The organism is Calidifontibacter terrae, assembly GCF_054778835.1.
In genome coordinates this window covers 221,183-240,689 of sequence record NZ_BAAGZF010000001.1, presented here as the reverse complement: position 1 = coordinate 240,689, position 19,507 = coordinate 221,183, and the positions used below count along the sequence as shown (strand labels likewise).

Genomic DNA, 19,507 nt, shown 5'->3' with positions numbered 1-19,507 from the left:
ACACCGGGACTGGGTTCGAGTCGACGTGCTAGTCGACGCCGGCAGTCACGTCGCGCACTGTGGCGGCGTTGACAACCGGTTCGACCGGCAGGATTTCCAGCAGGTCGCCGTCCTTCGACCGGCCGCTGACCACGACACCGGCATGCGTCGGGCCGCCGGAACGCGGCGTGATCCAGATTGCTGAACTGTCAGTGACGTCGAGCTTGACCGGCCGATCCGCGGGGACGGTGATCGTCTGCGTGGTGGCCCCGGTGACGACCTCGACCCGCTGCGCGCGGTCGTTCGGGGCGATGACCAGCTCGGCCGACAAATCGCTCGGCAGGGTCGGCAGGGCCAGCCCGCCAAGGGCGGTGATCGGGTCGCTCGCGCTTGCCCAGGCGAGGTCGGTGGTGCCGGTCGATCCGGTGACGGCAAGACCGGCCGCGACAACCGGAGCATCGGCGGTGACCCGCACCGAGTAGGTGCCTCGCCCGGCGCCGGTCAACGGCACCGCGCTGGAGGTGCCGGCGGTGAGGTCGCGCACCTCGTCGGCGACCACATTGCCGGAGGCGTCGATGGCTTGCACTCGAACGGTCGCGTCGTCGCGGCCCGGAACTGCGACGCGTACGTCGGGGGCACCGGCCACGACCGCGAATGCAGGGATCGTCTGGTCCTTCGACGGCGGCGCTATCGGCCCAGCCAACGACTCGCCCGCGCGCCGTTCGCCCACCATCAGCACGTCGGCGACGGTGACGGCGACCGGTCCCCCGATGCTGGTGACGTGGAGCATCGCGTCGGTGAGGTCGGTGTCGAAGTCACCGATGCTGATCACCCTGCGGTCATGCGGACCGACCACGACATCGGAGCCACCCTTGCCGGCGACGGGCCCCTGGCGGCCGACGACCACCGCATCGACGGTGATCGCGCTGCTCGACGGATTGGTCAGCACCACCCGATCGAGGCGACCAACTTGGTTGCCGCCCAACGGAACCCATGCGTCGTTGACCGGCGACTGGCAGGCCTGCATGGCCAAGCCGGCGACGGTCTTGTCGGTGTCGATCGCGAACTGGGTCGCGGTGACACCCAGCGCCGATCGTCCGGTCCCGGTGAGCACCGCAGAGACGGGCTTGTCGATCGTCACCGGATCGGGCGCGCTGCGGGTGGCGGTGATCGAGGGGGTAATGCCGGTAGGGGCGGAGTCGATGCGCAGGCTTCCGGTATCGGAGCCACCTTGCACCAACTTCTCCGGCGCCACCGCGGTCGACAGGCTCACCCGCTGAGTGAGGTTCGCGTCGAAGCCGGGGGTGCCCGGGCGATCCGGTCCGGCGCAGACCTGCACCGCTTGCAGCGCGGCCGAGGACCGATCGGCCGCTGCCACCTGATCCGAGGAACGCCCCCAGTCGGCGGTGACGTCGGCGTGGGATGCGCCCGCCACGATTCCGGCGGCCGCACCCACAATCAGCAGGCTGCGCAGCGGGGCGGCCAGCTTCACCATGCGCGCCGCCGCGAGGCGCGGTTGCCAAAGGGCAACGCTCCGAAGCCGACGAACGCGAGCAGCGCCAGTTGCGCCCACCGCGTTGTTTCGTACGTCGGCAGGGCCTCGATCCGCAGGTGAGCCGAGCCGGGCGGCACGGGATAGCCGACAAGGCCGCCGGTGGTGACCGAACGGACCGTGCGTCCGTCAACGCTCACCCGGTTGGCCGAACGCCAGCCAGGCAATTCGGAGACAACGAGCTGGCGGCCAGCGGCACCGGCCGGGATGCGGGTGTCGGTGATCGCATGCCAGTCAGTGGAGGTGACCTCGCTCAGCGGTCGACCGGCACCATCGGCGAGCAGGAGCCGGCTGGCCGCGACCGACCCGGCAGACGGCGACGGGCTGGGCGAGACCCGCCACATCGATTCGGTCGACACCGAGTTCATTCGCACCAAACCGCCACCGGTTTGCATCGACTGCGCCACCTGTTGCTGGCCGACGGGCGCGCCGCGGACCACGACGTAGCCGATCGCAAGCGACCGCAGATCGTCAGCCAGATCGCTGCCACCCTGACCGGTGACCAAACGGGAAACCACCGCGCCGGTGGGCGCGCCGCTCACCGCGGTCGCCGGGTCGAAGTCGGTGACGGGCAGGCCGGTTTCGCGACCAACCAGGCGGTAGCTCACCGACCCGTCGGCCGTGGTCGCCAACACCAAGACTCGCACCGAGCGTGGCCCGGTCAGTTGACTGTCGAGCACCGTTGGCAGCACCGCGTGGGAGGGGTGCAGCGTGGTGACCTGAGAGTTCCACGCTCCGAGCCCGGCGACCGTCAGCGCGGCGAGCGTCGCGAGCGCGGCGGTGAGCGGGTTGAGAACCCACCCGGCCCGACGGCCGCGACGCACGGCGCCCAGGCCTTCCAACGCGAGCGCGGCGCAACCGAGGGCGAAGACGTCGAGCGGTAGCCCGGCCCACGGGGATCGGGGGGCCGCGTCGACCGTCATCACGTGGAGATGGGGGGCGAGCAGCGCACCGGTCAGGCCGAGCAACGCAACAACGGCAATTCCAATGACGCTGCGGGTGCGGGCCGGCAGAAGCATTCCCAGGACCGCGAGCGCCAGCAGCGGCAGGCCGAGCAGAACCGGGGTCGACCCCGGACCGCCGGGGTGGAGCAGGGCGACCTGCCAGTGGTCGACCGCCGGAGTCGACCCGGTGACGAGACCGCCCGGGCCGGCGAACAGGTGGCGCCAGTCGCCGAGGATGACCCGGGTCTGTGCCCCGAGCAGACCCCATGGGAGGACAGCAACAACGACGCCACGCAATCGGGCCCAGCCGGGACCGAAGAGGGCAACGAGAAGACCGCCGAAAGTGGTGAAGACAAGCAGCAGCGGGGCGTAGGCCCCGAGCAAGGCGATCGCCAGAACGGTCGCGAAGGTGATGGTGCCGGAAGCGCGTCGGCGGCCGACGGCGACAATTCCAGCGAACGCGAGTGGCGCGACGACGTGGGCCATCGCGGGGCCGAGCCGGCCTTGCGCCGAGGCGGTGGTGGCAGTCGCCGTGGTCGCCCACAGCACCGCGACGATCGCGCGCGGCCAGGTGTCGTGGGTCAGGATGCGGCCGGCGCGGTAGGCGGCCAAGCCGGAAAGCGGGATGGTCAGCGCGAGCAGCCACATGACAGCGGTCGCAGCGGAGGTCGCCCACTGCAAGCCCGGAAGGTGGCCGATGAGCCATGCGAACGGGGCGAGTGTCGGGAGGTATTCAGCGACCTGGTTGGGACCGCCGAGCCCGGCGCCGGTCCACGCATCGCGGTAAAGCCGCCACACACCACCAGCGTCGCTGCCGAACGCGCGCAGTTCGCCGCCGCTGATCCCACCGGCCCGGCCTTGGAAAGATTGAGATCCGAGCAGATGGCGCCATTGCACGCCAGCGACGACCAGCAACAGAAGAACGGTCCAGAGGCCGGGATTACCCAAAACTCGGTGTCGCCGACTGGGCGCGGCCAGCGCCACGGCGCCGTCGTCGACCGGCCCGGTCTCCCCCACCCCGGCGTCAACCAGTCGGCCAGTTCGGGATGAACCTTCGACGGTCAGAGCACCGAGCACCGACTCGCGAGCGCTGACCCAGGCCGCACCGGTGCCGACGAACAGCGGCGCTAGATGACGCCGCCGGGCAGTGGCTCGTCCGAAGAACCGGCCGCGAGCGCCACCGATCCGCCCGACACCCAAAGGGGCCAGGCTCTGCGCGAACTCCGCAACGGCACGCCGTGGGCGCTTGACCACCAGCATGACCAAGCCGAGCAAGACGCTGGAGATGAAAACCCACACGCTCATCAGCGGCCAGCCCAGCAGGGAGGAACGGGCCAGCGCGACCTGTCGGTGGCGCCGCAGGGTGCGCGGGCTGCGCGGGGCCGGGAGGTCGGGGTCACCGTGGCGGCGGCCATCGTCGGCGGTGAGATCTTGGTGGACGATCGCTCGTGGCACCACGACCACCTGGTGGCCGGTGAGGTGGGCGCGCCAGCAGAGATCCAGCCCGTCACCGTCGCCGTCGAACGCCGGATCGAATCCGCCGAGCGAGGAATAGACGTCACGGCGGATCATCAGCCCGCTGCTGCTCACCGCGAGAACGTCGGATCGCCGGTCGTGTTGGCCCTGGTCGAACTCGCCCTGCATCCGATCGCCGATGTGGCGACCGGTGCGGGTCACGTCGAGACCGACGTTCACCAACTGGCGGGTGCCGAGCTCGCGGACCTTGCAACCGGCCACACCGACCCGGCTGCTGTGGGTGACGGTGTCGACCAGCGCCACGAGTGCTTGCGGTGCCGGAACGCTGTCTTCGTGGAGGAGCCAGAGCCATTCGTGTTTGTCGCGCGGCCGGATCGGGCGTTTATCGGCGCGGGTGCGGGTGCGCTTGGTGACCACGACGTCTTCGCCGGGGTCGGGCAACGACTCGACGGCGATGTCGATGGTGTCGGCGAAGGTAGCTGTCGGGGGCGCGACCACGACGGAGGTGCCAGGCAATTCGGCCCGCAGCGTCGGATGCGAATCGACCCACGCGCGCGCGCAGCGATCGGGGGTGGTGTCGATGACGATGAGTCGTTCGGGACGACGGTCCTGCGCAAGGACGGCGTCGATGGTGTCGCCGAGATGACCGTCGGGGTGGCGGGCGACCAGCAACGTCGTGACGCTGAGCCGCGGCCCGGTGTCTTCCTCGAGGTACGGCGACCCGGGGTTGTCGACCGAGGTGAGTGCAGGGGTCACCACGAGGAACGGGTCAGACTGCGCGCTTCTTCAACTTCCGGCGTTCGCGCTCGGAGAGCCCGCCCCAGATGCCGAAGCGTTCGTCATTGGCTAGCGCGTATTCGAGGCATTCGGCGGTGACTTCGCAGCCGACGCAGACCTTCTTGGCCTCGCGGGTGGAGCCACCCTTCTCGGGAAAGAAGGCCTCCGGGTCGGTCTGCGCGCACAGCGCGCGCTCCTGCCAACCCAGGGCCCCTTCATCATCGGCCTGGTCGTGCAACGGGAACAACGAGAACTCCTGCACTTTTCCTCCTCGACCGAAATGACAACGGTGTTATTCAACGCGTGTCTTGCTGGGTAAGTCAAGCCCAAAGAGGTACAAGACCTACCGCTACCGGCGTGTCGAGGTTGAAGTGCGAAACTGCCGGACATGCGCATCACTGCTCTCGCCGGAGGTATTGGCGGCGCCCGTTTCCTGCGCGGCCTGCGCCGCCACCTCGACGCCCGTACCGACGGCCCCCACGACCTCACGGTCATCGCAAACACCGGCGACGACATCACCCTTTACGGGCTGCGAATCAGCCCGGACGTAGACACTTTGCTCTACACCCTGGGCGGTGGAAACAACGAAGCGCAGGGCTGGGGTCGCGCGCAGGAGACGTTCGCGCTGCAGGCCGAACTGACCGCGTACGGCGTGCAGCCGCAGTGGTTCGGACTCGGCGACAAGGACCTCGGCACCCACGTCGCCCGCACCCTCTGGCTCGGCCAGGGCGCGACATCGTCCCAGGTCACCGCCCGCTTGGCAGAGCGCTGGGGGCTGCCGCAGCAGCGCATCACGCTGCTGCCGATGACCGACGAACCGGTCGAAACCCACGTCGTGGTCGAACGCGACGGCGAGCAGTCCGCGATCCACTTCCAGGAGTGGTGGATCAAGGAACAGGCGGCGATTGCGGCCCAGCGTTTCGTGGTGGCCGGAATGGACCGCGCCACCGCGGCGCCGGGTGTTCTCGACGCAATTCGTAGCGCCGACCTGGTGATCCTGCCGCCGTCGAACCCGGTCGTCTCGATCGGGATCATCCTGACCGTTCCGGGGGTGCGCGACGCCCTACGCGGCACCTCCGCACCGGTGGTCGGGGTCAGCCCGATCGTGGGTGGCGGACCCGTGCGCGGACACGCCGACGCCTGCCTCGCGCCGCTCGGCGTAGAGGTCTCTGCGCAGGGTGTCGCCGGCCTGTACGCCGACTTCTTGGATGGTTGGCTGGTCGACGAACGCGACACGTGCACCCTGCGCGACGCCCAGGTGCGGTCGCTGCCACTGCTGATGAAGGACCCCGAGGCCACCGACCGAATCGCGGCGACCGCGGTCGAGCTCGGACTGGAACTGCGCGCGTGACCGCTGCAGCCGCGCTCACCCTGCTCCCGGTCGAGGGCATCGGCGAGATCACCGCCGGCGATGACCTGGCCACCATTCTCTGGTCGGCGCTGGGCGAACTGCGCGCCGGCGACATCCTGGTCGTCACCAGCAAGGTCGTCTCCAAAGCGCTTGGGCTCTACGCGCCCGCCGGTCTCGATCGAGGTGAATTGGTGCTGGCGGAGTCGACGCGGGTGGTGTCGGAGCGTACGACGACCACCGGCTTCACCCGGATCGTTGCCGCCCGCTCGGGGCCGGTCATGGCCGGCGCCGGCATCGACGCCTCCAACTCCGACGACGAGCGCCTGCTGCTGCTCCCCCACGACCCCGACGCGGTGGCCCGCGACCTGCACGCCGCGCTGGCGGCGCTGGCGGGCCACGACCGTTTCGGCCTGATCCTGTCGGACACCTCGGGACGCGCCTGGCGCGCCGGGGTCACCGACTTCGCCCTCGGCAGTCACCACGTCGCGGTGCTCGAGGATCTGCGCGGTCTGGCCGACACCCACGGCCGCGACCTCGCGGTCACCATCCGCAACATCGCCGACGAGATCGCGTCAGCCGCTGACCTGGTGAAGGGCAAATTGCATCGCGTTCCGGCGGCAGTCGTGCGCGGTCTTGACAGCTTCGTCGGCGGCGACGGCGACGCCGCGACGCTGGTGCGCTCAGGCCCAACGGACTGGTTCGCGCTCGGCCGCGCGGAATCCGTACGAGATGCGCTGGGCGTCGCGCCCGGCTCGCCCCTCGCCTACGAAGCGGGAGTGGAGTCCGTTCATCCCGAAGACCTCGGCGCGCGCGTCGGGCGGGCGTGGTCGGTGACGGTATTGCCCGAAGAGGAACCCGAGGCCGTTGCGCTGGACGGCGGTGACCGGCGGTGGCGGGTGATCTGTTCTGACCCCTACCTACTCGGGCGGAGCGTTGCGCGCTTTGAGGTCGCTCTTGCCGGCGAGCGCCTGCGGTCGCAAGCGGTCTCGCGCGGTGAGGACCACGTCGAGTTGTCGCTCACCGACCGGTGACCGGCGGGGGATGCAATTCGAGGTCGGGCTCGAGGTGAATCTGCATCCACTCGGTGGCCCCGTAGGCTTGGGCCCATGCCAGACACCGTTGCGCCCGGCCCCGCCCAGCTGATTCCCGGACAGGACTTCGTGCCGGTCATCCTTGGCGGCGACCGACTCGGCTACAGCCTCGCCCGCTCGTTCCACATGGCCTACGGGTATCGCTCGATCCTGGTGTCGCGGATGGTGTCTGGGCCGATCGCCCACAGCGACCTGGTGGTGCACCAGTCGATCTCCGCGCTCGAGGACCCTGATGCGCTGGTCCAGACGCTGCGCGCGCTCGCGCCGAAGGTCGGATCGCAGAAGCGGCTCCTGCTGGCCACGACCGACCACATCGTGAGCGTGCTGGCGCGGGTCAAGGATCAGCTGGCTGACCTTTATGTCATCCCCTATTCCGCGCCCGGGCTGATCGACCGGCTCACCCGCAAGGAGAACTTCGCGCAGCTCTGCGCCGAGCTCGACATCGCCCACCCGGCGACGGTCGTCTACGACGTCTCTACTCACGGCAGCGACACCGCGCTGGCCGCGCTCGACACCCTGACCTACCCGGTTATCGCCAAGCCGTCGAACGCCGAGGCGTATTCGAAGGTGAAGTTCACCGGGAAGGCGAAGGTTCACTCCGCTGGTTCCCGCGCCGAACTCGACGATCTGCTCGGCCGGTTGGCCGGCAGCGGCTACACCGACAACTTCATCCTGCAGGACGTCATCCCCGGCGACGACCAGGGCATGCGCATCCTCACCTGCTACGTCGACAAGCACTCGAAGGTGAAGTTCGCCTGCTTCGGACAGGTTCTGCTGGAAGAACATTCCCCCGACACCATCGGTTTCCCGGCCGCGATCCTGACCACCGTCGACCACGAGGCCGTCGCGCAGGCGACCCGACTGCTGGAGTCCGTCGGCTGGGTCGGTTGGGCGAACTTCGACCTGAAATACGACCCGCGGTCGGGGCGCACCGTCTTCTTCGAACTCAACCCGCGGCTGGGCGGAACCAGCTTCTACATCACCGCGGCCGGCCACAACGTGGTCGAGTGGTACGTCGACGAATGGGTCAAGGGCGAGTCCTACGCCGACCGACCGATGGTCGAGACCAGCAACGAACACGTCTTCACAGCGGTCCCCGTACGACTGCTGCGGCGCTACATCACCGATCCCGCGACCAAAGCGAAGTTCAATGCTCTGGTGAAGGCGGGCGAGGTCACCAACCCGTGGTTCTACAAGGCCGAGCGCAACCCGCGCCGCTGGCAGTGGATCGTGTCGAACCAACTGAACTACGTGCGCAAATACAAGCGCTACTACCCCGAACCGAAGGCGCTGGTATGAGTCACCCCGACATGAGCAGTGCTGACTCGACCTTCTCCGTGCGCGACGACGCCGCCTGGGCCTCCCCCACCGTCGGCGTTATTGGTGGCAATGGCCCGGCGGCGACCGCGTTGTTCCAAGACGTGCTCGTTCAGTTGACTCCGGCTCACCGCGACCAGGACCACCTCGATCTCGTGGTGCTGGTGCACTCCAGCCAGCCCGACCGCACAGCTCACATCCTCGACGCGAGCGAGCCTGACCCCGGTCCGGTCCTCGCCCGCGACGCCGCTCGGCTAGATGCGCTGGGCACCGACTTCACCGTGATTCCGTGCAACACCGCTTACCACTTCCTCGACGAGATCGCCGCTGCGACAACGCAACCCGTGCTGTCGATCGTCAAGGAGACCGCCAAAGCTGCGGTGTCTGCGACCGCTGGCGGGACGGGCCGGATCGGAGTGCTTGCCACCGACGGCACCCGCGCGGCAGGTGTCTACGAGCGGGTCATCACCGAGTTGGGCGCGACCCCGGTGTTCCCGGGCGAGGCCGACCAAGCGCTGACCATGTCAGTCATCTATGACGGGGTGAAGGCGGGCGGGGAGATCGATCTCGCTGGGCTCGAGGGCGTCATCGAGCGCCTGCTCGGGGTCAGTGACGTCGTCGTGTTGGGCTGCACCGAACTGTCGGTGATCTACGCCCAACAGCACTGGCAGGACCGCCCCCGGATCGTTGACTCGATCGCGTCGCTCGCTGCTGCGACGTTGCGCGCCGCCGGCCGCTGACCCCACCTCGACCCGCGCCATAGTGGTCACCAGCGGGTCGGTAGGTGCGTCGGCACGCTCATCCGTGGGCCGTGCCGCTCCGGGCCAAGCCCGGACGAGGTCACCAGGTATTGCACCCGGAACCGATGTCCTTCGTACGGGGCCAAGAGCCGCTGCAGTTCGTGGTCGTCCACCGGCGCGCCCGTGAGCGCCTGCCCGATCTGGCGAGCCACGTGATAATCGCCGAAACTCACCGCGTCGGCATCCCCGAGCGCGCGCTGGGCGACCTCGGCCGTGGTCCACACGCCGATCCCGGGCACCGACCGCAGTCGGGTCCACGCCTGCTCGCGCGGCAGATCGACGCACTGCTCCAAACGAGCGGCCACCCGCATTGCGCGCATCACCGTGTCGGCCCGCTGCGCGTCGACGCCGGCACGGATCCACTCCCAGGAGGGGATGCTTGCCCAACCCCGCGCATCAGGCGGGACCCACAACCCGAGATCGGCTGCCGGCCCGGGAGCGGCCGACCCGAAGCGATAGACCAACTGGCGGTAGGAGGAGAACGCCTGCTTGCCAGTGACTCGCTGCTCGAGAATCGCCGGGACTAGCGAGTCGACGATCAGGTTCGATCGCCCCATTCGCCAATCCGGTTGTCGCGCAGCAGCTTCAGCGACGATCTTGTGGTGGGCGACGAACCCGTCGGGGCGGTCATCGGCGCCGAGCAACGCGGGCAACTGGCTTAAGAACCAGGCCGCTCCCGGCCCATGGGCGCTAGCCACGACCCGGTCACCTGCGCTCTCGCGAACCAACCGCAGGTGGGCGCTCACCGGGCCATGCGGCGTCACACATGCGCGCCAGATCCCGTCAGGTGTGGTGCGCCAGGTCGGATCGCCACCACCATGGCGCAGACCACCGACGATCGCGCCCAGCGGAATCCGGCGCCCGGGGGCGAAGTCGGACTGCTCCACTACCGCTTGCGGAAGGTCAGCAGCGCCAGCCCGAACGCACCGTCGGCGCCTCGCTCGGCAGAACGGGCGCGTTGCACGTCGCTCAGGTCGAGGTCGCCGACCAGCTTCAGCCCCTGCTCGTCCATCCGCGCGGCCAGCGACCGCAGGTCGGCCACCGAGAGTCCATCGCGCGCACCACCAACCTTGGTCGTGACCGTGATCAGGCCACCGCGCCGCAACGCCCAGGAAGCACGGGTGAGGTCTTCGTCGATCTTGTCCGGCGCAGCGGAGTGGGGGTGGAGTCGTACGACGTGGTCGACCGATCCAGCTGCCACCTGGCGGCCGACGACCTCCGGACGGGTGACATCGACGCCGAGCGGTTCGAACCCGACGTGGCGAGCCCAGCGACTGAAGGTCGACCGAGACCCGACGGGGTCGACCACGACCGAGCGCTTCGAACCGTCGTCGACGACCCGTAACAGCGCCGCGAGAGCGCCGAGCGACGCCCACGCGCTGGTGTCGTCGATCGTTCGGGCCAGGCCCAGACGGCGTGCGAAGCGACGCGCGGCCCTGGCCTCGCGCCCATCGGTCAGCAGATTGGTGAAGCGAATGTGGTTCAGATCGCTGGCGCGAACCGGTCCGTGACCCTCGGTCAGGGGCAGCCGGGCCGCGGTATCGCGGGCTGCCTGGCGGGCCCGCGCCGCGGCGCGGGTGACCGGTTCGGGTGCGGTGAACCGGTTGGTGCCGATGCTCGACTTCACACCTACGACCCTAACCCCGACCACCGACCGACGTCGGTCACCGGCGGCAGATAGGTGGCGAGCAGGGCCCGCTGATCTGCCCCGAGTTCGGTGTCGAGGTGCTCCAGTCCGGCGACGGTCAGCCGGCTCGCGGGCACGCCGTACAACGTCCGTAAGTTCAGTAGAGCGGTGCTGGTGCCGCCGACGACACCGGCCGCATTCACGACCCGCGCATCGCGTTCGGCCAGCAGCCCGCCCTCGATCACGGTCATCCCCGCGTAGGCGCCGGGCGGCTCTGCCGGGTGCGGGCGTACGACCAGCGTGTTTCCTTGTGCGGCAACGACATCCGCGACCTCGTCGAGATGCGCGCGGTAGGCCCCGGCGGTCAGCAGACCGAGTTGGACCCACGGTTGGGTCAGCATCACGACCTCATTCGAGCGCGGCCCGACGCTCACCCCACGACGGAATTCGTCGGCGATCTGTTCGTTCAAGGCCCACTCGCGGGCCTTGTCGTACATCGCCCAGCGCTGCCCGGTCAGGGTCCTGCTGCCGGCCTCGACGGCAACGGCCCGCGCGGTGCGCCAGGGTTCCCGTACGCCCTGCCGCCGCCAGGCCGCGCGACGGGTCGCCAGGCCGCCGTAGGTTCCCAATCCCTCGTCGGTGACCACGACTCGTACGCTCCCGCGTGGCTGCGCGCGTTTCAGCCGCAGCCACGGCTTGAGGCCGGGGGCACCCACCGACAGGTAGGTGAGGTCCGCCGGCACATCGGCTGGGACCGCGTCGCGCATGACGACCGTGAGGCGAGGGTCATCGGGGAAGGCGTCGCGCACGTCCTGCTCGCTGACCGCCGCGTTGCCCAGGAACCGGCCACCGCCGACGTAGTCAACGTCAATCTGCGATTCCTCAGTCAACGCCTTGCGCAGGAAGGCTGCCAAGTGGATCAGGTGGGTGCGGCTGCGCACCCCAGTGATCAACACGCGCATCAGATCACCGGCGGGCGACCGGCCCGGGTGAGGGCACCGACCGTGCGCCAGGACATCGGTCGACGCGGGCCGGCGTCACTTCGTACGCCCTCGGCAAAACCCTTGAACCAGGTGCGCAGGGCGTCCTTGTCGTGAACTCGCAGCAGGGTGACGCCGGTCCAGGCGCCGAGGTAGACCGGCACCAGGGGCGCCGGCAGATTGCGCTTGGCGACCCAGACCCGGTTGCGGGCGTTCATCCGGTAGAACACCGCGTGGCGAGCGGGGCTGGTGGCGGGGTGGTTGACGATGATCTGCGGGGCGTATTCGATCCGCCAGCCGGCGTCGAGCAATCGCCACGCCAAGTCGATTCCCTCGTGGCCGTAGAAGAAGTGGCCTGGCCAGCCACCGACCTCCTCGAAGGCCTGCCGGCGCACCATGAACACGGCTTCCCAGAACCAGGTTGCCGGTCCTGCCTTGCCGCCATCGGTGACGTCGAATCGGGGCGTCCAGCGGCGCGGCGCGGGCTTGCCGTCGGGGTCCAAGCCGCGCGGCTGAGCAACCGCGATCCGAGCGTCGACGTCGATCACTTCGACCAAGCGGCGCAACACGTCGGGGCTCGGCAGGGACGCGTCGTCGTCGTAGAAGTAGAGGTAGTCGCCGCGCGCTTCGGCAGCGCCGACGTTGCGGCCCTGCGGGATGCCCAGGTTCTCCGGCTCGTGGATGGTGCGGACCCAGTCGGGAAGACCGGTTGGCTTCCAGCCGTTGCCGACCAGCACCACGTCCAGCTCGACGCCTTGCTGGGTGTGCAGACTCGCCAGCGCGGTCGCCAACTCGGCCGGACGGTCGCCCATCGACAGCAGGACGACACCCACCCGGGGCAGCGGTGACGACACGTCTTCTCCTTCGATTACCGGCTCAAGCTCGCCTGCCTAGGCTACGGGTGAGACGGGCAAGCACCAGCACCCGATAGTCGTCGACCGCCAGGAGGCACCCGATGCACCACCGTCCGACCCGCTGGGAACGCAGCGATCACAGCGGCTATGGCGAAAGGTTCGCCCAACTGCACGCCGACGGCACCGACATCGAGGGCGAGGCACGACTGGCCGACACCCTTGCGCCGCGCGGTGCGCGCATCCTCGACGCCGGCTGCGGGATGGGCCGGATCGGTGCGGCCCTGCGCGCCCGCGGACATCAGGCGTACGGCATCGATCTCGATGCCACGTTGCTCGACCAGGCGGCGCGAACCTTCCCCGAACTGCCCACGTTCCTGACCCGGATCGACGACGCGACGCCGGATTCGCTTGCCGCCCAAGGATTCCCGGACGCGTACGACGTCGTGGTGTGTGTCGGCAACGTGATGATTCTCGGCGAAGAGGGCGGCGAGCAACTGGTGCTCACCCGGATGCGTGAGCTGCTGGCTGACGGCGGGCGCCTGCTGGTCGGCTTCCACACCGACGCCACCCCGCCGGACTCCCGGGAATACTCCCCCGCCGACTTCGCGGTCGATGCCGCGGCCGCTGGCCTGCGCGTCGACGCACGATTCGGCAGCTACGAACTACATCCGTACGACCCGAACGAGAACTACGTCGTGCACCTGCTCAGCCGCGCCGGCTGACCACCCAGCGACCGGTGTCGACGATGGTCTCCTGCGCCGGTCGCGGGCTCCAACCGAGCGTCTGCTGCGCCTTCGCCGACGTCGCGTTCTTGTGGTGGCTCAGTTCGGTGACGACCTGACCGACCGCGCGATCGACGCGACCGACCAGCTTCACCAACGCGTTCGGCAACACCCGGGTCGGCACCTTCCGGGCTTGCGGCCCGAGGCCCTCGCGCAACGCCTCAGCGATCTCGCGCACCGTGAGGAAGTCGCCGGAAACAGCCAGGAAACGCTCGCCCGCCGCCTCCGGATCGGTCATCGCACGCACCTGCAGATCGGCGACATCGCGAACGTCGACGACCCCGAAGGCAACATCCGGAACTCCGGGTAGGCCCTTCATCAGCCGTTCGATCAGTTCGACCGAGGTGCCACTGTCGCGACCCAACGGAGGCCCGAGGATTGCCACCGGATTCACCACCGCAAGTTGGGTCTGCGGGTGGTCCTTCGCGAACTCCCAGGCGGCGCGCTCGGCAAGTGTCTTCGACGTTGGGTACGGCGCGACCGGCACCTCCCCGGACAGGTCGGTCCAGTCCTCCTCGGTGAAAGCGCGACCGGTCGGCTGGTGGCCGTATCCGACGGCGGCGAAGGAGGAGGTGACCACCACCCGTTCGACTCCGGCCGCATGGGCGGCCCGCAGCACCCGCAGGGTGCCTTCGCGAGCAGGGCCGATCAACTCCTGGGGGTTCTTCGGGACATTGGTCGGGAAGGGCGAGGCGACGTGGAGGACGAAGCGACAACCGGCCACCGCCTCAGCCCACCCCTCATCAGAGGTCAGGTCGGCGCGTACGACCTGGACCTGGCTGACGTCCTGACCCGCGGCGGTCACGAGGTCGCGGGCCTCCTGCTCCTTGGCGGTCGACCGCACGGTCGTACGCACGCGGTAGCCGCGTTCGAGTAGCGTTGCCACGCAACGGGATCCGAGGTATCCGGAGCCCCCGGTCACCAGGACAAGTTCAGAGCTCATGAGCCCAGCGTAAGACGACCTTTCGCGACCGTCACCACGTCTGGACAAGCCAGCTCCGACCAGAACTGAACGGCTCTCTGCGGCGGCAATACCCCCACCCCGCGCACCAGCCAGGCGGTCATTGCCATCCCGTGGGTGGCGATGACAACGGGCAGTTCCGGATCGGCGCCGACGACAGCCCTGGCAAGCGCGCCGGCGAACCGGTCGGCGACCTGCTGCGGGCTTTCCCAGCCTCGGTGACGGTCGTCCAGGTCACCAACGATCCAGGCGGCACGCCGCGCCCGGAAGTCCCCAGCGAAGGGTTCGTCGCGGCGCACCTCACCGAAATCGGGGTCTTGCTCGATGCGCGCCGTCGGCGCGGCCAACCGGAGCGTGTCCCGCGCCTTCGGTTCCGGGCTCGAGCGCCAGGTCGCCTCGACTGGCAGGAGGGCGCGCAGCGATGTCGCAGCAGCCCCGCCGACGGGCGACAACAGCCAGTCCTCCGGCCGCACGTCGGCTTCCAACTGCGGCATCGCGTGTCGCACCAACACCACCTTCACGCCCTTGATCCTCGCGCAGCCCTACCCTTGCCGGGTGACCGACACCTACACCGACCACGAAACCGGCGTGCACTACTGCGGCGGCGAGATGGAGGACTGGTCCGACCGCCCCGCCGCGGCGGACGTGTTGCCCGCCCACGCAGCCCGCTTGGTGCCCGACGACGCCCGCCGCGTGTTGCTGATCGGCGCCCGCGCGGCCGCCGTCGCGCCATTGCTGAGCGGCGATCGGGAGTTCACGGTGGTCGTACGCGGTGAGACTGACGCCGAGCGCCTGGCCGCGACCGGGGCGACGATCCACTGCGGTGCCCTGGGTCGATGGACCCCCACCGACCGCTTCGACGCCGCCGTTGTGTTGGACCCACCGGACCGGATCCTGCCGCCTGCGTCCGACGGAATCGGCCACTTCGACCTGCTCCACCTGGTCGAAGGATGGGCCCCCACCACGATCGCCTACGTGGAGAATGGCGCCGGCCTGCCGTCGTTGGACCACCAGGAGCGCGGGCCGTTCAATGATCGCGACTTGACGGCACGAGGGACCTCGTATGACCTACGCCCGCCAACCGCGACGGAACTGACCCGCGCTCACCGGCGCCCCACAGCCTTGGTATTCGGAGCCCGGGCCGCTGCGGATGTTGTTGTTGCGCCGGACCGCCTCGACAACGCGGTGGTCACGCTGATCCGCTCCCGTTCAACGCTCGACCTGCGTTGGGACGCGCTGTTGGAGGCGCCCGCCTCAGCGGTGACCGGATGGCTACTCGGCGGCAACGTTCGCGACCGCTCACTGACCTTCCGCAACCTGACGGGCGAGGTGGTGACCGATGGCGAACCGACCGCCGTCGGCACCCCGCTGGAGACTCCGTTCCTGCGCTTGCTGCGCAGCGATGACCGGCCACGACTGACGACGGCACTGAAGGCGTACGCCCGGTGGGTCGGCCGCGACCAGGGCCCACTGCCGCGCGATGTTGTGGCAACTGACCAAGGCTTCGCACCGATCGAGTCAGCCGGGCCGAGGGTCGACCTCGCTGCGGCCCTCATCGACCTTGCCGCCGCGGTCGCCGGGCGGCCGCACGCGCACCGCTTCGGGCCGGAGCTGGACCGGGTCGCCATCGCCGCTCGGTTGGCGGACCTGCTGCCCGACGGACCGGACGGCGCGGCGCTCACGGCCGCCGATGCGGCGTACGAGGGGGCGCCGTTCGCTCGCCCAACGGTGTTGAGCCACTGGCAGGAGCAGCAGTCGGCCGCCCAGCTACGCGCCGAGGTGTTGGCCAAGGAAGCCCAGTTGGAGCAGGTCCGAGCCGAGTTGGCGAAGGATCAGCGCGACCGCCGCGCCCTCGAACGATCGTTGGCCGCCGACTCCGGCCCACGCGCCACCAACCTGCTGAAGATGCCCGCAGATCGTCTCGGTCGGGTGGCCCGGCGGCTCGGCCGATGATTGGCCCGGCGGCGCAGCCGATGATTGGCCCAACGGCGCAGCCGATGATCCAGGTCAGCGACGACTAATTGCGGATGTAGTCGGTGAGCTGGTCGCGTTCGGTCTGCAGCTCATCGATCCGGCCCTTGACGATGTCGCCGATGCTGACGATGCCGACCAGTCGGTCATCGACCACGACGGGAACGTGGCGGAAGTGGCGTTCGGTGACGATGCGCGCCACGGACTCAACCTCATCGCCGGGGGCGCAGCTGTGAACGTCCGCAGTCATGATCTTGCTGACCGGAATGGCGAAGAACCCAGCCTCGGCGCCGGGAAGCGCTCGCACCACGTCGCGCTCACTGACAATCCCCACCACCGTTCCGGCTTCCGGATCGTCTGAGACGACGGCTGCACCGATGCCGTGCTCGGCCAACAACGCGACCAGATCCCCGATCGTGGCGTCGCTGCGAATGGTGACGACGGACTGGCTTTTGGAGCGGAGCAGGTCTTTGATACGCATAACTGAATGTAACGCTCGTCACATGCAGTCGTCGCCTCTCTCGGCGAGGCGGAATGTGCGAATTCTGCGCAGCGTCAGTCCAACCGGGCGACGCCGTAGCAGAGCAGGACGTCGTCGCGGCGCTCCCACTTCAGCAGCACCCGCTGGGCAACGTCGTCGGGAACCTTCAGTCCGGGCCAGTTCAGCCAGGACAGCACCGGCAGGTCAAGCGCCTTGGCGGCCGCCTCGCAGGCGGTCCACAAGGGCCATACGACCTCGGGGTCGAACGATTTGGTGCGCTGGGCGAGCATCGGCGATACCGGCTGATCGGCCAGCTCCGCGTCAATCGCTAGCGCACAGCCGTCAGTGGCCGGCGCCTTCCATGCGATGCCCCGCCCATCGGCGAGATAGGACCGTGCGGTGCCGGGAAAGGTCTCCCCGGACACGTCCGGTCCGATTTCGACCCACTCCGGTCCGGTGAAATCGGACAGGATTCGTTGCCGTTCGTCGATGCTCACGCGACCTCCTGGGCACTCATGTGGCCATTCAATCGCAACCGGTGCAACACCCTCAGGGGCGGGGTCAGATCGACCCGCCACCATCCAGCACGATCACCTGGCCGTTGATGTTCGTGTCGTCGAACAACAGGGAGCGCACGATCGGCGCGATGTTGGCCGGCGTCACCATCCGGCCGGACGGGGTGCGGCGGCTGATCGTCGACAACTGCTCGGTGCCCAGCACCGACGACATCTCCGAAGCGAAGAAGCCCGGCGCGACCGAGTTGACCAGAAATCGGCCGTGCATCTCGCGGGCGAGGGTGCGGGTGGCCGCGTCGAGGCCACCCTTCGTCGCGGAGTAGGCGACCAAGCCGGAGTAGCCGCGCTGCGCGCAGATCGAGGTGATGTTGATGATCCGGCCGCGTCCGACCTTGCTCATGGCGTGGCGGATGAACTGGCGGGTGAACACCAGTGGCGCGGTCAGGTTGGTTTGAATGATCTGCTCGATGCGCTCCGGCGAGGTGTGCAGATGCATCGAATCCTGGCCGATCGCAGCGTTATTGATCAACGCGTCGACCGGGCCCAGAGCTGCCGAGGCCGCCTTGAGGAAGGCCCGGCCGCCGGCCTCGTCATTGATGTCGAGCGGCGCCGCGTAGAGCCGGTCAGGATTCTCCTGCAGCAACTGCTCGATCTCGGGCGTCAAGGAGCGGGAGAAGGTCGCGACCTTGGCGCCGTTGGCGAGGGTGTCGCGCACCAGTTCCAGGCCCAGGCCTTTGGTGCCTCCGGTGATCAGAACACAGGATGCGGCCGGAATCGCGGTGGGTTCAGCAGTGGGCTCAGACATCGCTTTTCAGCGTCTCCTTCAGCGGGATCTCATCGCGCACACGGATGCGGCGCGGTACGGAGTAATCGGGCAGACGCGCGGCACACCACGCCTGCAGCTCGGCGTCGGTGACCGGCTCGGCCGCGGGGTCGAGCACGACCTCCGCGGCGACAACCATTCCGACCAGGGGCGCCTTGCGGCCCTTGACCGCCGCCCAGGCCACCGCGGGGTGGTCGAGCAGCACGGCGCGCACCTTGGCGGCAGATGCCTTCGATCCACCGACGTTGATCTCGTCGGACGCGAGGCGACCAACGATTCGTACGCGGCCGTTCTCGATCTCGACCCGGTCGCCGGTGTGGATGGCGGCATCCATGCCTTCGGCTGCCTTGCTGGAGGCAATGACGAGTTCGTCATCGACCACCGACAAGCGCGGGCGCCCCGGAGTCTGACGGTCAAGCCACGCTGCGGGGAAGCCCGCGAGCCCGTCATGGACGGCAATGGCCGCGCCGGCTTCGGACGAGGCATAGATCCAGGACAGACGCGCCTCGGGATAGACCGAGCGCAGCGTGTCGAGAACCGCCTGGTCGACCGGCTCGCCGCCGAGCGTGACCTGCTGCAGCGGCAGTTCCTTCATCGTGTCGCCGGAACGCCACAATGCCTGGCGCCAGAAGGTGGGGGTGCCAGAGGCGGCGGTGACGCCAGCCTCGAGCGCGAGCCCGGGCCATTCATCCAGCTGCGACGGCTCAATGAACAGCACGTTCTGCCCGGGCAAGCTCAGGGACAGGGTGACGACCTGCCACCAGGCGTAGGCGCCAACGGCGTAGGGACACAACCAAGTTCGGGCCGGCTGCTCCCCCGCGACGGTCGTCAAAGAGTCGAGCGTGTGAGCCACCTGCTTGGGCCGGCCGGTCGAACCAGAGGTCAACAACCAGACACGACCGCGCTGCGGTTCGCGCTCGGTGGTGGCCGGCTCAACGGCGTCGCCGCGGACGAGCGCGAGCCCGTCGGCGCGGAACCCGTCAGCTTGCTCGGCGCCGACCCGACCAGACCCGGCGATCAGCGTCTCGCGGCCCTCCGGATCGATGGCGTGGCGCCACACGGCGCGCAACGCCTCCAGGTGAGAGTCAACGAGATATGCGGCGGCCGCGGGCGTGTCGCCGGCGCGCTCGTCGAGGGCGCCCAACTCCTGCCAGGTGCCTTCGAATCCGACGGTGACGATGCGGTTGTTCGCACCAGCGGGAAGGGCGGCGGCTCCGGAACCCAAC

19 protein-coding genes are annotated in these 19,507 nt (G+C 69.1%); 6 read left to right on the top strand and 13 right to left on the bottom strand.

From position 1 onward, the window contains the following. Positions 1-28 precede the first annotated feature (28 nt). From ACYU98_RS01165 to ACYU98_RS01155, 3 genes are read right to left on the bottom strand one after another with little or no spacing between them, the layout of a single operon-like run. A complete protein-coding gene (locus tag ACYU98_RS01165) occupies positions 29-1,474 on the bottom strand; it encodes a DUF5719 family protein (RefSeq protein ID WP_460466343.1) in 1,446 nt (481 codons plus the stop codon). Continuing rightward, entirely contained in the window at positions 1,468-4,710 is a 3,243-nt protein-coding gene (locus tag ACYU98_RS01160; RefSeq protein ID WP_460466342.1) for a glycosyltransferase, read from the bottom strand. The genes ACYU98_RS01165 and ACYU98_RS01160 overlap by 7 nt, the downstream gene beginning before the upstream one ends. Positions 4,711-4,720: 10 nt before the next feature. Further along, positions 4,721-4,990 (bottom strand): WhiB family transcriptional regulator, encoded by a 270-nt coding sequence (locus tag ACYU98_RS01155; protein WP_460466341.1) that lies wholly within the window; start codon positions 4,988-4,990, stop codon positions 4,721-4,723. Positions 4,991-5,116: 126 nt separating this feature from the next. Here ACYU98_RS01155 and cofD point away from each other — a divergent pair, with 126 nt between their 5' ends. From cofD to cuyB, 4 genes are all read left to right on the top strand, one after another. Beyond that, on the top strand, positions 5,117-6,079 hold the full coding sequence (gene cofD, locus ACYU98_RS01150) for a 2-phospho-L-lactate transferase (RefSeq protein WP_460466340.1): 963 nt from the start codon (positions 5,117-5,119) through the stop codon (positions 6,077-6,079). Further along, positions 6,076-7,110 (top strand): coenzyme F420-0:L-glutamate ligase, encoded by a 1,035-nt coding sequence (locus ACYU98_RS01145; RefSeq protein ID WP_460466339.1) that lies wholly within the window; start codon positions 6,076-6,078, stop codon positions 7,108-7,110. Before cofD ends, ACYU98_RS01145 begins: the two co-directional genes overlap by 4 nt. Before the next feature lie 75 nt (positions 7,111-7,185). Then, complete coding sequence (locus tag ACYU98_RS01140) at positions 7,186-8,469, top strand: carboxylate--amine ligase (RefSeq protein ID WP_460466338.1); 1,284 nt, start codon at positions 7,186-7,188, stop codon at positions 8,467-8,469. Then, complete coding sequence (gene cuyB, locus ACYU98_RS01135; protein ID WP_460466337.1) at positions 8,466-9,227, top strand: cysteate racemase; 762 nt, start codon at positions 8,466-8,468, stop codon at positions 9,225-9,227. Before ACYU98_RS01140 ends, cuyB begins: the two co-directional genes overlap by 4 nt. A gap of 26 nt (positions 9,228-9,253) precedes the next feature. Here the strand turns inward: cuyB and ACYU98_RS01130 are convergent, their stop codons facing one another. From ACYU98_RS01130 to ACYU98_RS01115, 4 genes are read right to left on the bottom strand one after another with little or no spacing between them, the layout of a single operon-like run. Then, complete coding sequence (locus ACYU98_RS01130) at positions 9,254-10,174, bottom strand: DNA-3-methyladenine glycosylase family protein (protein ID WP_460466336.1); 921 nt, start codon at positions 10,172-10,174, stop codon at positions 9,254-9,256. Further along, positions 10,174-10,914, bottom strand: coding sequence for a hypothetical protein (locus ACYU98_RS01125; protein WP_460466335.1), 741 nt, complete (start codon positions 10,912-10,914; stop codon positions 10,174-10,176). The genes ACYU98_RS01130 and ACYU98_RS01125 overlap by 1 nt, the downstream gene beginning before the upstream one ends. Before the next feature lie 2 nt (positions 10,915-10,916). Continuing rightward, positions 10,917-11,876, bottom strand: coding sequence for a polysialyltransferase family glycosyltransferase (locus tag ACYU98_RS01120; RefSeq protein WP_460466334.1), 960 nt, complete (start codon positions 11,874-11,876; stop codon positions 10,917-10,919). Beyond that, a complete protein-coding gene (locus ACYU98_RS01115) occupies positions 11,876-12,748 on the bottom strand; it encodes a glycosyltransferase family 2 protein (RefSeq protein ID WP_460466333.1) in 873 nt (290 codons plus the stop codon). The genes ACYU98_RS01120 and ACYU98_RS01115 overlap by 1 nt, the downstream gene beginning before the upstream one ends. 101 nt (positions 12,749-12,849) lie before the next feature. On the opposite strand from ACYU98_RS01115, the gene ACYU98_RS01110 reads away from it, so the two are divergent. Then, the gene (locus tag ACYU98_RS01110) at positions 12,850-13,470 is read left to right on the top strand and encodes a class I SAM-dependent methyltransferase (protein ID WP_460466332.1); all 621 of its coding nucleotides are present in this window, start codon (positions 12,850-12,852) and stop codon (positions 13,468-13,470) included. On the opposite strand, the gene ACYU98_RS01105 is transcribed toward ACYU98_RS01110, so the two are convergent. Together ACYU98_RS01105 and ACYU98_RS01100 are read right to left on the bottom strand one after the other, a co-directional pair. After that, entirely contained in the window at positions 13,454-14,473 is a 1,020-nt protein-coding gene (locus ACYU98_RS01105) for an SDR family oxidoreductase (RefSeq protein ID WP_460466331.1), read from the bottom strand. The two genes, ACYU98_RS01110 and ACYU98_RS01105, sit on opposite strands and share 17 nt — an antisense overlap. Beyond that, on the bottom strand, positions 14,470-15,012 hold the full coding sequence (locus ACYU98_RS01100; RefSeq protein WP_460466330.1) for a histidine phosphatase family protein: 543 nt from the start codon (positions 15,010-15,012) through the stop codon (positions 14,470-14,472). The genes ACYU98_RS01105 and ACYU98_RS01100 overlap by 4 nt, the downstream gene beginning before the upstream one ends. A 34-nt stretch (positions 15,013-15,046) precedes the next feature. Here ACYU98_RS01100 and ACYU98_RS01095 point away from each other — a divergent pair, with 34 nt between their 5' ends. Further along, complete coding sequence (locus ACYU98_RS01095; protein ID WP_460466329.1) at positions 15,047-16,444, top strand: hypothetical protein; 1,398 nt, start codon at positions 15,047-15,049, stop codon at positions 16,442-16,444. Between the two features lie 64 nt (positions 16,445-16,508). On the opposite strand, the gene ACYU98_RS01090 is transcribed toward ACYU98_RS01095, so the two are convergent. The 4 genes from ACYU98_RS01090 to ACYU98_RS01075 all read right to left on the bottom strand — a co-directional run bounded on the left by ACYU98_RS01090 (position 16,509) and on the right by ACYU98_RS01075 (position 19,506). Then, positions 16,509-16,943, bottom strand: a complete 435-nt coding sequence (locus ACYU98_RS01090; RefSeq protein WP_460466328.1) for a CBS domain-containing protein — start codon at positions 16,941-16,943, stop codon at positions 16,509-16,511. Positions 16,944-17,017: 74 nt separating this feature from the next. Beyond that, the gene (locus tag ACYU98_RS01085; protein ID WP_460466327.1) at positions 17,018-17,440 is read right to left on the bottom strand and encodes a hypothetical protein; all 423 of its coding nucleotides are present in this window, start codon (positions 17,438-17,440) and stop codon (positions 17,018-17,020) included. Positions 17,441-17,504: 64 nt separating this feature from the next. After that, the gene (locus tag ACYU98_RS01080) at positions 17,505-18,263 is read right to left on the bottom strand and encodes an SDR family NAD(P)-dependent oxidoreductase (RefSeq protein WP_460466326.1); all 759 of its coding nucleotides are present in this window, start codon (positions 18,261-18,263) and stop codon (positions 17,505-17,507) included. After that, on the bottom strand, positions 18,256-19,506 hold the full coding sequence (locus ACYU98_RS01075; protein ID WP_460466325.1) for an AMP-binding protein: 1,251 nt from the start codon (positions 19,504-19,506) through the stop codon (positions 18,256-18,258). Before ACYU98_RS01075 ends, ACYU98_RS01080 begins: the two co-directional genes overlap by 8 nt. Position 19,507: the final 1 nt, after the last annotated feature.

Excerpts from the sequence above, each read along its gene's own strand:
- ACYU98_RS01165 (WP_460466343.1), bottom strand. The coding sequence starts at position 1,474 with ATGGTGAAGCTGGCCGCCCCGCTGCGCAGCCTGCTGATTGTGGGTGCG.
- cofD (WP_460466340.1), top strand. The coding sequence starts at position 5,117 with ATGCGCATCACTGCTCTCGCCGGAGGTATTGGCGGCGCCCGTTTCCTG.
- ACYU98_RS01140 (WP_460466338.1), top strand. The coding sequence starts at position 7,186 with ATGCCAGACACCGTTGCGCCCGGCCCCGCCCAGCTGATTCCCGGACAG.
- cuyB (WP_460466337.1), top strand. The coding sequence starts at position 8,466 with ATGAGTCACCCCGACATGAGCAGTGCTGACTCGACCTTCTCCGTGCGC.
- ACYU98_RS01120 (WP_460466334.1), bottom strand. The coding sequence starts at position 11,876 with ATGCGCGTGTTGATCACTGGGGTGCGCAGCCGCACCCACCTGATCCAC.
- ACYU98_RS01110 (WP_460466332.1), top strand. The coding sequence starts at position 12,850 with ATGCACCACCGTCCGACCCGCTGGGAACGCAGCGATCACAGCGGCTAT.
- ACYU98_RS01105 (WP_460466331.1), bottom strand. The coding sequence starts at position 14,473 with ATGAGCTCTGAACTTGTCCTGGTGACCGGGGGCTCCGGATACCTCGGA.
- ACYU98_RS01090 (WP_460466328.1), bottom strand. The coding sequence starts at position 16,943 with ATGCGTATCAAAGACCTGCTCCGCTCCAAAAGCCAGTCCGTCGTCACC.
- ACYU98_RS01080 (WP_460466326.1), bottom strand. The coding sequence starts at position 18,263 with ATGTCTGAGCCCACTGCTGAACCCACCGCGATTCCGGCCGCATCCTGT.